Origin of the sequence: Dysgonomonas sp. 511, from assembly GCF_010501105.1 — a bacterium.
Taxonomy (GTDB): Bacteria; Bacteroidota; Bacteroidia; order Bacteroidales; family Dysgonomonadaceae; genus Dysgonomonas.
Genome location: NZ_QVMQ01000118.1, coordinates 1 through 314, shown reverse-complemented (window position 1 = coordinate 314; position 314 = coordinate 1). Strand labels below are relative to the sequence as shown.

The following is a 314-nucleotide window of genomic DNA, read 5'->3' as shown; positions in this document are numbered from 1 at the left end:
TTCTTGTATAATGACAATACCGGCGATTTGCTTGCGGCTTGCAGGTTCTTATGCTCTATAGTTATATTGAAATCGTTCCGTTGGATACCTTGAAGCAAAGAATTCCGGTCAAGGCAGTTGGTTTTGATAACGCGGGCATCCGGTATATTCTGTTGCAGCCAACACATCTACCCTGGCTGATAATGGCAATATTTCCATACCCGTTATTATTAATGGTGAAACATATTGTAGATATGTGAGCGTTTCGTATTTCCCCGAATCGCTAAGCTGGTGGGAGAAAAATAAAACGCAGGTAGACAATTTTATCGATCCAT

The 314-nt window shown here is 41.1% G+C and carries 1 protein-coding gene; it reads right to left on the bottom strand.

The window, feature by feature from the left end:
- Positions 1 to 108 precede the first annotated feature (108 nt).
- Positions 109 to 314: hypothetical protein (locus tag D0T57_RS15520; RefSeq protein WP_163274368.1), on the bottom strand; the 206-nt coding region annotated here is incomplete at its 5' end.